General features: G+C 37.3%; 9 protein-coding genes, 1 pseudogene and 1 other annotated feature. Of the genes and pseudogenes, 6 read left to right on the top strand and 4 right to left on the bottom strand.

What is annotated here, in order from left to right:
- Window positions 1–50 precede the first annotated feature (50 nt).
- From acsA to A8L44_RS16545, 4 genes and pseudogenes are all read left to right on the top strand, one after another.
- Window positions 51–1,769, top strand: a complete 1,719-nt coding sequence (acsA, locus tag A8L44_RS16555; RefSeq protein ID WP_066109033.1) for an acetate--CoA ligase — start codon at window positions 51–53, stop codon at window positions 1,767–1,769.
- A 149-nt stretch (window positions 1,770–1,918) separates the two neighbouring features.
- Window positions 1,919–2,371: pseudogene (locus tag A8L44_RS16550) on the top strand (GNAT family N-acetyltransferase); the annotation flags it as partial.
- A 235-nt stretch (window positions 2,372–2,606) separates the two neighbouring features.
- The gene (locus A8L44_RS19520) at window positions 2,607–2,729 is read left to right on the top strand and encodes a hypothetical protein (RefSeq protein WP_257469196.1); all 123 of its coding nucleotides are present in this window, start codon (window positions 2,607–2,609) and stop codon (window positions 2,727–2,729) included.
- On the top strand, window positions 2,705–3,052 hold the full coding sequence (locus tag A8L44_RS16545) for an NUDIX domain-containing protein (RefSeq protein WP_368072453.1): 348 nt from the start codon (window positions 2,705–2,707) through the stop codon (window positions 3,050–3,052). Before A8L44_RS19520 ends, A8L44_RS16545 begins: the two co-directional genes overlap by 25 nt.
- Before the next feature lie 70 nt (window positions 3,053–3,122).
- On the opposite strand, the gene A8L44_RS16540 is transcribed toward A8L44_RS16545, so the two are convergent.
- On the bottom strand, window positions 3,123–6,008 hold the full coding sequence (locus A8L44_RS16540) for a transglycosylase domain-containing protein (RefSeq protein ID WP_066109030.1): 2,886 nt from the start codon (window positions 6,006–6,008) through the stop codon (window positions 3,123–3,125).
- Window positions 6,009–6,158: 150 nt separating this feature from the next.
- Window positions 6,159–6,389: a binding site (T-box leader), on the top strand.
- 59 nt (window positions 6,390–6,448) lie between these two features.
- On the opposite strand from A8L44_RS16540, the gene tyrS reads away from it, so the two are divergent.
- On the top strand, window positions 6,449–7,711 hold the full coding sequence (gene tyrS / locus A8L44_RS16535) for a tyrosine--tRNA ligase (protein ID WP_066109025.1): 1,263 nt from the start codon (window positions 6,449–6,451) through the stop codon (window positions 7,709–7,711).
- A 121-nt stretch (window positions 7,712–7,832) separates the two neighbouring features.
- Here the strand turns inward: tyrS and A8L44_RS19515 are convergent, their stop codons facing one another.
- Window positions 7,833–8,927 carry a CAP domain-containing protein gene (locus tag A8L44_RS19515; protein ID WP_066109022.1) on the bottom strand — a complete coding sequence of 365 codons (1,095 nt, stop codon included), beginning with the start codon at window positions 8,925–8,927 and terminating at the stop codon, window positions 7,833–7,835.
- Between the two features lie 768 nt (window positions 8,928–9,695).
- Window positions 9,696–10,298 carry a 30S ribosomal protein S4 gene (gene rpsD, locus A8L44_RS16525; RefSeq protein WP_066109019.1) on the bottom strand — a complete coding sequence of 201 codons (603 nt, stop codon included), beginning with the start codon at window positions 10,296–10,298 and terminating at the stop codon, window positions 9,696–9,698.
- A 418-nt stretch (window positions 10,299–10,716) separates the two neighbouring features.
- Between rpsD and A8L44_RS16520 the strand changes: the two genes are divergently transcribed.
- Window positions 10,717–12,588, top strand: coding sequence for a sensor domain-containing diguanylate cyclase (locus A8L44_RS16520; protein ID WP_066109259.1), 1,872 nt, complete (start codon window positions 10,717–10,719; stop codon window positions 12,586–12,588).
- 42 nt (window positions 12,589–12,630) lie between these two features.
- Here A8L44_RS16520 and A8L44_RS16515 read toward each other — a convergent pair whose 3' ends face one another.
- Complete coding sequence (locus tag A8L44_RS16515) at window positions 12,631–13,110, bottom strand: GAF domain-containing protein (RefSeq protein WP_066109018.1); 480 nt, start codon at window positions 13,108–13,110, stop codon at window positions 12,631–12,633.
- Window positions 13,111–13,344: the final 234 nt, after the last annotated feature.

Here is a 13,344-nt window from a genome sequence, read left to right as displayed (position 1 = left end):
ATTTTGTACTATACTATCAATATATTATCTTTGATCAGGGGGGAATAATTATGAAACTGGAAGCGCTTTCTGTTGTGCAAGGGGATTATAATTTAGCAAACTATGAGGAAATCTACAGATCATTTGACTGGAAGGATGTAGAGCAGGAATTCTCTTGGAATGAAACGGGTAAAGTGAATGCGGCATACGAATGTATTGACAGGCATACTGAAAATTTCAGGCGCAATAAGGTAGCATTATATTATAAGGACCCTAATCGCTATGAGAAGTATACATATAGTGATATGAAAGATTTATCGAATAAAGCAGGAAATGTTCTGAAGGAATATGGGAATGTAACAAAAGGTGACAGGGTATTTATTTTTATGCCGAGATCACCGGAATTGTATTTCACAGTGCTGGGTGCGATAAAATTGGGAGCTATTGTCGGCCCGTTATTTGAGGCATTTATGGAAGGGGCGGTTAAGGATCGATTGGAAGATAGTGAAGCCAGTGTAATCGTCACTACCCCTGAATTATTGTCTAGAATTCCTGCAGATGACCTGCCAGCATTGAAACATATTTTTGTAGTAGGAGATAATGTAGAGGAAACTGGTAAATATATAGATTTTAACAGCAAATATGAAAATGCATCTAAAAAATTAGATATAGAATGGGTAGATCGGGAAGACGGTCTGATTCTACATTATACTTCCGGTTCAACCGGTAAGCCAAAGGGTGTTCTGCATGCGCATAATTCAATGATTCAGCATCTGAAAACCGGACAATGGGTACTCGACCTAAAAGAAGAGGATGTATATTGGTGTACAGCGGATCCAGGCTGGGTCACAGGAACGTCTTATGGGATATTTGCTCCGTGGCTAAATGGAGCCTCTTCTGTGGTCACAGGTGGACGATTTAGCCCGGAAGCTTGGTATCAAACCATTGAAGATTTCCATGTAACCGTGTGGTACAGTGCCCCTACTGCATTCCGTATGCTGATGGGTGCAGGGGATGAGGTAGTAAAACAATTTGATTTATCCAGCCTTCGCCACTTACTAAGTGTAGGTGAACCTTTAAATCCTGAAGTTATTAAATGGGGACAAAAAGTATTCTCCAAACGTATCCATGATACATGGTGGATGACAGAGACCGGTGCACAACTAATCTGTAACTATCCAAGTATGGAGATTAAACCGGGTTCTATGGGTAAGCCAATTCCTGGAGTCGAGGCTGCCATCGTAGATGACCAAGGGAATGAAGTACCGCCTTATCGTATGGGCAATTTAGCAATTAAAAAAGGATGGCCATCCATGATGAGGCAAATCTGGAATAATCCACAAAAGTATGAATCCTATTTTATGCCATCAGGATGGTATGTTTCAGGCGATTCAGCTTATATGGATGAAGATGGGTACTTCTGGTTCCAGGGCAGAATTGATGATGTTATTATGACATCCGGAGAACGGGTAGGACCTTTTGAGGTTGAAAGCAAGCTGGTAGAACATCCGGCGGTTGCTGAAGCGGGTGTAATAGGCAAACCGGATCCTGTACGGGGTGAAATCATTAAAGCATTTATTGCCCTCAGGTCTGGATACGAGCCTTCGGATGAGCTGAAAGAGGATATCAGGCTATTTGTTAAACAAGGGCTTGCTGCACATGCTTCACCAAGAGAGATTGAGTTCAAGGATAAACTGCCGAAAACACGCAGTGGTAAAATTATGCGCAGGGTATTAAAAGCTTGGGAGCTTGAATTGCCAACAGGCGACTTATCAACGATGGAAGATTAAAACAGGGGTGTTTATAAGGTGATTTAACCCTTATAAACACCCCTTTTTTTGGTTTTTACAAAGGATATGAGCAAATGGAATACATATCATTCCATTTAGCAGGAAGAGTGGGGGAAATGAAGAATATTAACCTAATGAAGTTTTAAGAAACCGATTTTAAGGATTATTATAGTTTGGTAAGTAATGAGAAGGTTATGGCCCAAATAACAGAACGGGCTCTGCCTTTAGAGGAGGCAAGGTTGAACTATCAAAAGATATTGCAACGTAATAAGAAACATGAAAACTTTGGGACTTTTAAAATTTTTGATGCTTCCGTTCAGAGATTCATTGGACTCGGATCTTTAATTTTAAATGAAAAACTTACTGACGAAGCTGAAATTGGCTATATGATTCTACCTGAACATTGGGGGCAACGGTATGGGACAGATATTGCCGAAGTATTAATTGGAAAAGTGAGGAAATCGGAATTGAAGAAATTAGTGGCGATAATAGACCCTAATAATATTCCTTCGAGAAAAATATTAGCTAATCTTGGATTCAAATCTGAAAAGGTCTGTGCGATAGATGGGTTACCAGGGGAAATTATGAGTAAACTTTTATAAAAAATCATTTACCAATTACATAAGTTTTTTAATTTTAATAGGATAGTAAAAATAGATAAATTGATAATTGATTAGCCAGAAAAGAAATGGAGTGATGCCGATGAAACTATTGAACAAATTACCTAAAAGCAATTGCATATAAATTGTTGAGTTATTTTTATTAAATGATGAAGAAAAGTAACATCATTTTGCTATATAGAAATTAAAGATTGTAGTTTAAAAGGGGCTTGATAAAGTGAAAGAATGGTTTGGTTCTTCAGGTCTATGTATCAATGACAATGGTCAATTGTTAATGGTTCTGCAGGGGAAACCTGAAGAGAAAAATTATGGTCTATTCCATCGGGCGGTAAAGAAGTAGATGAAAGTTTTGAACAGTGCTGTATTAGAGAGATGGAAGAAGAAACGGGATATTTAACAGAAATTGTTGAAGAAGTTAAGGTAAAAAGGGTAATATATGAAACACACAATATTACTGCTGAAGTTCGCTACTATATAGTGAGGATTATGGGTGGTGAAAGAAATATTCGGGATCCGGACGGTCTTATTTATGATATTGCCTGGAAAGACCTTGAGGAATTAAAAACACTGAAGTTAACATATCCTGAGGACAGAGATTTTCTTATTCAATATATAAAAAGGGATTCAAGTAATCCTATATATATTGGGGATTGCAAAAAATAGTTGTTTGATAGATATAGAGAAAGGCTGTTCCGATAGTCGAGTGTGATACCGACCTGGAACAGCCTCTTTTTTATTCCTCTGTATTTTCATCATGCTCTTGTTCTTCGGCATGAACTGGTTTTTCATCTTCTTTTGGATCTTTCTTCTCTTCTTTTTTATCTTCTATGTCTTCTTTTTTATCTTCTGCCTTCTCTTTTTTTACTTCTTTAGGCTTAGGTTCCGGCTTAGGAGCTGGTTTATATTCGATAATAGAGGATGGAGCAGATTCATTACCAGCTATATCCACTGCAGTAATGTAGTACTTTCCATTTCCATCTGTTTTAAAGCTGAGTGTATTGTCAGCTTTGATACTGGCTACTTTAGCACCATTTCTATAAACACGATATCCAACTATGTCAGAGTCACCAGAAGATTTCCAGTTGATGACTTTCTCCTTTGAAGTAACTGACGGTGCTCCAGGTACTTTCCCGTTATCATTCATTTTCGAAGCTCCGATAGCTGCCCCTTCAAATTCAGAGCCTTTTGGCGTAATAGATGATTTATCAATAAGGTATTTTGCTCCTGTAATGTTAGAAAAGTCGGCATTAATCACAAGACCGGTTTCTGTGAATTCCTCTGGAGTAGACCCCAGTGCCACATATTTCTTACCATTTATGAACACATATCTTTCGCTTGATGTTGCCAAATTGCCGTTCTCAGATGAAGGAAGATATTTGGCATTGAAATAATCGGATTTTGCGAGTCCTGCATCTATACATGATTTGGATGCCAGGGAACCGGTCAATGTGCAATAGGATCTGGATACAATACCACCTGGCATTTGGTGTCGCTTCGAAGTCCCGACTAAGTTTGGTGCAACATCATAAGCTGAATTAATTAATTGTGCCCATAATGTTTGATTTCGCTGTGAATAACTCATTCCATATGTATCCACAGATGCATTTGAATCATATCCCATCCAAACTCCAAATGTGACATTTGGATTGGTCGCGACCATCCAGGCATCATGAAAGTTCTGGCTAGTGCCGGTTTTGCCGGCCCAGTCGGCTGAAAACTTCAATTTACTGTTTAAACCTGCTGCTGTTCCAGAGGTGATGACATCCCTCATCATATCAATTGTTAAATAAGCTGTTTGTGGACTGAATACATCCGTCTTCGCTTTTTTATGTTGGTAAATGGTCTTTCCATTAGAATCTACTATTTTTTCGATCATATAGCTATCTACGAATTGTCCACCATTTGCAAATGTTGCATAGGCATTCGTATTCTCTTCTACGGTTACGCCTCTGGCTAATGCACCCAAAGACGTGGAAAGGTTTGTATAATCTTGCTTTTCTAAAGAGGTGAAGCCCATTTTTTCAAGATATTTTACTGGGTTGCGATTTATAATTTCCGCATATTGAACCGCTGCCGGTATATTATAGGATCTCTTTAATGCTTCACGTGCAGAGGTTATACCGGTAATTCCGCCGCCAGCATAGTTTCCTGGACTCCAACCGCGAATGTTCACAGGTGCATTGATCAAAGTTTTGCCTGGATAGGAAACTCCGTACTCCATTGCTGGTGCATATACAAGTAGTGGCTTCATTGTTGAACCATTTGAACGTACAGCTGATGTAGCATGATTAAGCTGCTCCCGTTTAAAATCACGGCCTCCAACGAAGCTGAGTATTTTTCCGGTAGAGTTTTCAATTAGCATGGCGCCAACTTCAATTGGTTCATTCTCTATATAGGTTTCTCCTGTATCCGGATTCTTTTTCTCCACCTGTCGGGTACCCTGATAATAAGGGTAATTTTTAGTGACTTTTTGCATATTGTCATACATTTTTTTGTTGATGGTTGTATGAATTTGATAGCCATTTTGTCGGATGGCCTGATCAGCCAGAGTATAGTATTGCTTATATAGGTCGTCGTCTTTTTCTAAATCCTTGCTTGAAAGCCCATCGTTCTTTGCCAATATTGGCATCATGATTTCAATTGCTCTTTTTTCTACTTCATATGTTAAGTATGGATACTTTTCAGTAGGATATGTTTGTTTCTTTGCAAGGTCTTTCTTAATATCATATTTTAATGCTTTATCATATTCTTCCTTTGTAATGGCATCGTTGGTATACATTCTTTTAAGAACTGTTTTCATACGATTGATACCTGGGGAAAGGTCCTCCTTCACTTCACCGGATTGTGTAAATGGTGTATAAAGGTATGGATTCTTTGGTAATCCCGCAATAAAGGCAGCCTGTGGCAGAGTTAAATCTTTGGCATCTACCCCGAAAATGCCATCCGCTGCAGCCTGGACACCGGCAATATTACGGCCGGAGGAATTTCTGCCAAACGGTGAGACATTCAGATAAGCTTCTAAAATCTCATCTTTTTTCATGAATTTTTCAAGGCGTAATGCCAGCAGGATTTCCTTCGCCTTACGATCAAAGGAAACCTCATTCGTTAAGATTTGTTGTTTTATTAATTGTTGTGTCAGTGTGCTTCCTCCTGATTGGACAGAAGAATTTGTCACTTCCTGAAGTAAAGCTCGAATGATGGCTTTTGGTACAACACCCTTATGCTCATAAAAATAGGAATCTTCTGTGGAAATTAATGCTGTCTTAACGTAATCCGAAACATTTTCCAGTTTCACTGCTTTACGTTCAAGATCAGAACGCATTTTCCCCATATATACATTGCTTGCAAAATAAATCTCAGATGTTTCTTCATAACTGGACACACTTGATTTAAGCTGTTCCTTGCTCCTGATTGGTTCGTCTTTTACCATAGATGCAAAGTAACCAGCTCCAACTCCGCCAGCAAATGCCATCCCGATGACAGATACAATTAAGAAGATTAATAGATTATTCCAGATAACCTGATAGGAAATACGTGCTCTTCGCTGTACAACGGGTTTGTTTACAAAGTCCCACAATGGCGCAAGCCTTTCTTTAAGTTTTATAAAAATATCTTTCATTCATTCACTCCCCCAACAAATCACATACATTATAGCATAAGCAAGTGTTTCAGGTAGGTATAGTTTCTCTATATTAGCGAAACAATACAATTATTGGGTTTGACAAACAGTTTGTTATTATGGTAAAAAAAGCATAACCAATATTATATATTTGATGCGATAACAGGATTTCAGTAGTTAGTTCGCCAATGTTTAAGAGAGCCGGTGGGTGGTGTAAACCGGTACAAGCGAAATGATGAATTACCTCCTCGAGCAGCATTCGGGAATGCTTTATGTAAAGCTGTGTAGCGAATGCCGGAACCTTTCCGTTAAAAGGATAAGCGGCGAGACAGTTATATGTTTCGCAAGTTGGGTGGTACCGCGATAGTAATCGTCCCTTCATTTAGATGAAGGGGCGTTTTTTATTTTAATCTAATCTAAATAGTAAGAGGTGGAGAAGGATGAATATTTTAGATGATTTACGTTTTAGAGGTCTCGTGAATCAATTTACAGATGAAGAGGGATTGGAAAAATTATTACAGGAAGAAAGCGTGAAACTATATGCTGGCTTCGATCCCACTGCCGATAGCTTGCATATTGGCCACTTGTTACCTATTTTAATCCTGAAACGATTCCAGTTAGCAGGACATCAGCCAATCCCATTAGTCGGCGGAGCGACAGGTATGATAGGAGACCCAAGTGGTAAAAAAGCTGAGCGGACGTTAAATACAGAGGATGTTGTTCACCAATGGACTGCACGTATTAAAGATCAGCTTTCCCGTTTCCTCGACTTCGAAACTGGTGAGAATAAAGCAATCATGGCTAATAACTATGACTGGATTGGCAACATGAACTTAATTACGTTCCTTCGGGATATTGGGAAACATTTTGGACTCAACTACATGCTTGCAAAAGATTCTGTACAATCCCGTATTGAGTCTGGTATCTCGTTTACTGAATTCAGTTACATGATCATGCAATCTCTTGATTTCCTGAAGTTATACGAAACTCAAGGCTGCCGTTTACAAATCGGCGGAAGTGATCAATGGGGAAATATTACCGCAGGTCTGGAATTAATTCGTAAAACGAAGGAAGATGCAAAAGCCTTTGGTTTAACGGTTCCATTAGTTACAAAATCAGATGGAACTAAGTTTGGTAAAACAGAAGGCGGAGCGGTATGGTTAGATCGTGAAAAAACGTCTCCATATGAGTTCTACCAGTTCTGGATTAATACAGATGACCGTGATGTTATTAAATACATTAAATACTTTACATTCTTAAGCAAAGAAGAAATCGAAGCGCTTGAGAAAGAGGTTGCTGAAGCTCCGGAAAAACGGGCAGCTCAGAAGGCGCTTGCTGAGGAAGTAACGAAACTTGTTCATGGTGAAGAAGCTTTACAACAAGCAATCAATATTTCTAAAGCTTTATTCAGCGGTGATATTAAGCAATTATCTGTAGAAGAAATTCGCCAGGGCTTCAAGGATGTACCAAGCTTTGAAGTGGGCAGCAATGAGGAATTGCTCTTGGTTGATTTACTAGTAAATGCAAAAATTTCTCCATCTAAACGTCAGGCACGTGAGGATATCACAAATGGTGCGATCTACATCAACGGTGAAAGAGTCACAGACCTCGCTCATACGATGACAGAGGCTGATAAGCTAGAAGGGCAATTCACGGTAATTCGCCGCGGTAAAAAGAAATACACGCTTATTAAGTACGCATGATAGAAAGAAGAAAGGGCTGTCTCGGTTAGGCAGCCCTTTTAATGTATATATTTTTCTTATTGTGCTTTATTATAAATGGTTGAAAGAAAATAAAATTGAAATGGATATTAAGTATTTTTACTTACTGTTTTAAAAATAATTGTGTCCAATAATGTTTCCATGAACCACCTTCTGCATACCCAATTCCGATATGGGTATAACGTGCATCGAGAATATTCGCTTTGTGCCCTGGGCTATTCATCCAACTGTTCACTACAGATGCAGGAGTAATTTGTCCAGCTGCAATATTTTCACCAAGCATCGTGAAAGAAATATTGAATTTTTTTACCATTTCTCCCGGAGACCCGTATGTGGGGCTTGTATGATTGAAATAATTGTTATCACGCATATCTTTTGATTTAACTTCGGCAACTTTCGAAAGACTATTTAAATTTTTCAAAGGTGCTATATTTACTTTTGCGCGTTCTTGGTTAACCAATCGAAGAACCTCGGTTGCATAATTAGATGCTTTAGTTTCTTTAGTACCTACTTTAATAAATTGATTCACTGCTTTTTTTGTTACTTTAGACGATATTTTTTTTGTGCTAATTAGCTTTCCATTTTTAAACGTTTTCTTGTATATGATCGTTTGATTTCCGTTGCTTCCTTTTTGGACGACTTTCGTAGTGCCTTTTGCTAAAGTATTGTCATTTTGTTTAATTGTTTTATATTTTATTGCTGCTTTTGAAGTTGTTGTAACTGTCTTCGAATCTTTCACTTTAGATTTTAAAATCCATCCCGTTTTTCCACCGTACTTTGCTTTGGCATATTTATCGGAAGTAGTTGAATAAACAATTATTGTTGCCTCTTTGTTAATCGTTTTCAGCGTGCCGGAGTTATTTTTTGCTAGCTTTTTCAGGGTTGTTTTTTCAGTAGTGTACATTGTTTTATTTGTTACGGGAGCCTTGGATGTTAAATAATTTATTGATACCCATCCATTTTTTTTGTTAACTTTGACATATCCCCAGTTACCGCTCTTTTTAGTTACAATCAATTTTGTATTTTTCTTTACGGCCGTAATAATTTTTGACGATGATGATGCTTTCTCCCTCACATTTAAATTGTCTGCAGTTACGTACATCGTTTTGGAAGCAGCCTCAACCTGATTACTATTCGTTAAAAATAGTACAGTAAAACTTAAGAAAACAGTTAAAATTCCAGCAATATATTTTTTCATCTTAGTTGTTGGTATTCCTTATTAAAATTAAGAAGCCAACAAATTCCCCTCCTCTTTGTTAGTAATAATTTACACAATTCACTATATTATCACAATTTTTGATTAGTTTGTTAATAAAATATTAAATAAACTATTATATTTTTTCTGATTTTTATTTTTTTCATTTTTCATTTTCTCGCCTACTACAATATGTATAGATTGGTATAAGTATCAGTTACTCTAATAGTTGGGATAGTCTTGAAATGAAGGAGGTAACAAACCGTTATTCTACTGTACTGTCTAATAAGTGAATGATAAATTTGATCCACAATATAGTTCTTTTATAATACATCTGAAGAGGTGACTAATTTCTATTTGTAGATAAAGTTAGAGGGGATTTAATTTCCGATTTTTAGTGAGTTTGATGCTGGCTTTTACTTTATGTGATTGAAAAGTATTCCAAAAGAAATTGATTTAATAGATATGTCCACAGCTATGTTAAGTACACCAAAACAGATCTTGTTAGGATGAAAAACCTAAGATCCGTTTTAGGTTTGGAGTCCCGTTTAATGGTGTTTGCAGATGATGTCATGGTAAATTTTTAAGGTATTGCCTGGTCTTCGTTTTTCCAAAAACAAAGAGAGAATTAAGTGTCATTTGCTTCATAATTCCTATAAATAATATTTCGAGTCTGATTATAAGTTTAGTAATTATATTTTCTACACAAATAAAAACCCTGGAAACAAGGTTTCCAGGGTTTTTGAATACGCTATTTACAAAGCGTATTAATTAACGAGAGTAGAACTCAACGATAAGAGCTTCGTTAATTTCAGCTGGTAATTCAGAACGCTCAGGTAAGCGAGTGAATGTACCTTCTAACTTGTCAGCATCGAAAGTTAGGTAGTCAGGTACGAAGTTGTTTACTTCCATAGCTTCCTTGATGATATCAAGGTTACGAGATTTTTCACGTACTCCGATTACTTGACCAGGAGCTAAACGGTAAGATGGGATGTCAACGCGACGTCCATCAACCAAGATGTGTCCGTGGTTTACAAGCTGACGAGCTTGACGACGAGTACGAGCTAAACCTAAACGGTAAACAATGTTATCAAGGCGAGAATCAAGAAGAATCATGAAGTTTTCACCTTGTTTACCAGGCATTTTAGCAGCACGATCGAACATTGTGCGGAATTGACGTTCGTTCACACCGTACATGTGACGAAGTTTTTGTTTTTCTTGCAATTGCAAACCGTATTCGGAAAGCTTTTTGCGTTGATTAGGACCGTGTTGTCCTGGTGCGTAAGGACGCTTTTCTAATTCTTTACCTGTACCGCTTAGGGAAATTCCTAAACGACGGGATAGTTTCCAGCTTGGACCTGTATAACGAGCCATAAGAAGACTCCTCCTTGAATGTTTTTATTTTTGTAAAATAAAAACTGATGTTTACAAACATTACTGCCATTTCATTTTCATGTACCTTCGCCCTAGCAGCAGCGGGTTACAAGATACACCTCATGGTAGAGGAATGAAATGAACGAATAAAGATGTGAACATAAGCTGCGATATTTTACACAAAGAATATTGTATAATTTATTGTTACATAAGTCAAGGGATTCTCTTAAATGGAATCGTTACAATATGATGCTTCCTTCACAGGTTTAAATAAAAAATGTAATTATATTGAAAGAAAGTAATGATTATTTTAGCATATATTGGTAAAATGCAGGTATAAAGTATTATTTTTTTAAAAATCAATCTAAATTTATAAAAAATACGAAATAAAATATGACAACAGGTGTTGATTAATGTGATGGTAGATAATCAATTAAATCTGAGCTGGGAAACAAATTTAAAAAGTCTATTTGTTGAATGTATGATTAAAGATGATAATGAACTCTTTTTAGATAGATTTACAGATAAAATGGTCGACTTCTTATTGGAATTATTAAGGGTGGATGAGATTGCCTGTTATTATAATGATCCTTGGAAACAAAAGCTCTATCTGGAAAAAGCGGCTTCGAAAACAGAACTCCAAAATCAGTTTGCTAGCACCATTTCACTTGATGCTTTACTAAACTCCTCAATGAAAGATTTATGTACGGAAGCCTGTGTATCATTAACTGATACATTATACCCCTTGGGAATTCCTTTATATCATGAAGGAGAATTACTGGGACTATTTGTAGTTCTTTCTGAAAATAAAGAGTTGAAAAATGATAATAGAATTGATTTATCTGAATTGAGGACAGTGATAGGAGAATTACTGCACAAGGCAATTGCAATTTCAGAACGAAAAAAGGAAGAGAAACGATATAAACTATTGCAACGGATTACGACAGAGTTTCATTCCTCTATGAATATGCATTCCGTTTTGGCGGAGGTAATAGAAACCCTGCGTGAAGTATATCCGTCCTTTGTTTACTATTTGCTAATGTCTCAGGATAGCGATAACACATTAAATCTTCCAATTAAAAGTTTGGAAATGGATGGGGAAAATTTATCTGCCATGCAGGCATATGTTTCCGGTCGTGTTCAATTTGAGGATTCAATGGAAGTGAAAAATTCTGTGTTGTATGCGCCTTTATTAGGCAAGCAGGGTGTTTATGGGGTTTTACAAGTTATTGCACCTGAAGCAGTCATATTTCCTGATACGGAAATCGAATTCATCTCTCTCCTCGCGAATACGGCAGGCGGGGCACTGGAGAATGCCCAATTATATGAACAATCCAAACGCTTAATTGCGGATTTACGTCTGATTAATGAAACATCGCATCGTCTAAATTCTACCTTGAGGCTTAGTGAAACAGTTAGTTATATGAAGCAACAAATAAATAAATCATTCCTCGCAGACGAAGTAGGCTTTTTTATGATTAGGAATGGACAGACAAAACTTGTCCCGGGAAGTTCACCTTTTTTCACTGAAGAGACATCTAAACACTACATCCAATATGTCAAAGGCAGCTTAGAGCAGGATCGGGAGGCTTTATATATTGGGGATATGGATTCGGATAAAGTCGGGCAGGATGGCCCTTATAAATCCCTTATGGCTTTCCCTATGATACATAGTGGAAAGATGGATGGTTTTTGTATTGTTCTTCATCGAGTACCGTATCATTTTACATTTGATATGTTTAAATTAATGCAGTCTCTTATTCATCATTCTTCGATGGCATTTGTGAACTCAATATTAAGAGAAGAGCTTGAAAAGATGGTCATAACTGATTATTTAACAGGTCTATATTCGAGAAATTATCTTGAAGGAAGAATGCTTGAACTGATAAATTCTGAAACTGAGGGAACGTTTATATTAATAGATATAGATAATTTCAAGCTGACAAATGATACATATGGGCACCAAAAGGGAGACGAGGTCCTTATTCAGGTAGCTGATTTAATTAAAAATAGTATTAGAGACACCGATATAGGTACAAGGTGGGGCGGGGAAGAACTGGCTATTTTCCTTCCAAAGGCACCGATAGAGGCTGGTAAAGCAGTTGCGGAAAGACTTGTTGAAAAAGTAAGAAAAGAAACAAATCCTCCGGTTACCATTTCTTGCGGTGTATCGTATTGGGAATCCAATCAGAAAAATAACAATACGATTAAAAACCTTTTCAAGCGGGCAGATGATGCCCTGTATACAGCTAAGCGATCAGGTAAAAATCAGATGATTGTATCCTGTTAATACAAAAGGGCTAAGCTCATTTTTGGCTTAGCCTTTTGTTTTTTAAATTGATTGGACAAGTATATCAACAAATTGTTTTAATCCATGTTCATCTTCTTTGTCAAAACGATTCTTTGATGGACTGTCTATATCAAGTACACCAATCAGACGGCCATCCTTCAGAATCGGCAAAACGATTTCTGATTGAGTGGCAGCATCACAGGCGATGTGTCCAGGGAATTGATGTACGTCCATTACCCTGATTATTTCTCTTTTTTCTGCCGCTGTTCCGCATACTCCCTTGCCTAAAGGAATTCGAATGCAGGCTGGGAGACCTTGAAATGGTCCAAGTATCAGTTGCTCCTCTTCATATAGGTAGAATCCTACCCAGTTCACGTCGTCCAAAAATTGATTTAAAAGGGCAGAAGCATTGCTCAAATTGGCAATTAAATTTGTTTCACCATCTATTAGGGCTTCCAGCTGTTTGCTAACCATTTGATAGTTTTCTGGTTTCGTTTTTTTATATTTTCCGACTTGAAACATCATCATTCTCCTTTCATTGTTACCCTCAATAGAGAATAACCTCTAACCATAGTCAGTACTGTCTTTTTTGTCGAGAAGTTATAGAAGGATAAGTCTCTAAAAAGAAGAACTACTTCATGTATAAGAGAAAATCCATGTGAACGCACAGCTTATGCTAGAACGGCTTTTATTCCTTTCAAATTAGCACGAAGACTTCACTTCTATTACGGTTCTGTGTAGGTCTTAGCGCAATAT

Source organism: Bacillus sp. FJAT-27986 (genome assembly GCF_001685035.1).
Taxonomy (GTDB): Bacteria; Bacillota; Bacilli; order Bacillales; family Pradoshiaceae; genus Pradoshia.
This window is presented reverse-complemented; position numbering and strand designations above follow the sequence as displayed.

Coding starts and splice junctions, on each gene's coding strand:
- acsA (WP_066109033.1), top strand. CDS start 51: ATGAAACTGGAAGCGCTTTCTGTTGTGCAAGGGGATTATAATTTAGCA.
- A8L44_RS16540 (WP_066109030.1), bottom strand. CDS start 6,008: ATGAAAGATATTTTTATAAAACTTAAAGAAAGGCTTGCGCCATTGTGG.
- rpsD (WP_066109019.1), bottom strand. CDS start 10,298: ATGGCTCGTTATACAGGTCCAAGCTGGAAACTATCCCGTCGTTTAGGA.
- tyrS (WP_066109025.1), top strand. CDS start 6,449: ATGAATATTTTAGATGATTTACGTTTTAGAGGTCTCGTGAATCAATTT.
- A8L44_RS16520 (WP_066109259.1), top strand. CDS start 10,717: ATGGTAGATAATCAATTAAATCTGAGCTGGGAAACAAATTTAAAAAGT.
- A8L44_RS19515 (WP_066109022.1), bottom strand. CDS start 8,927: ATGAAAAAATATATTGCTGGAATTTTAACTGTTTTCTTAAGTTTTACT.
- A8L44_RS16515 (WP_066109018.1), bottom strand. CDS start 13,110: ATGTTTCAAGTCGGAAAATATAAAAAAACGAAACCAGAAAACTATCAA.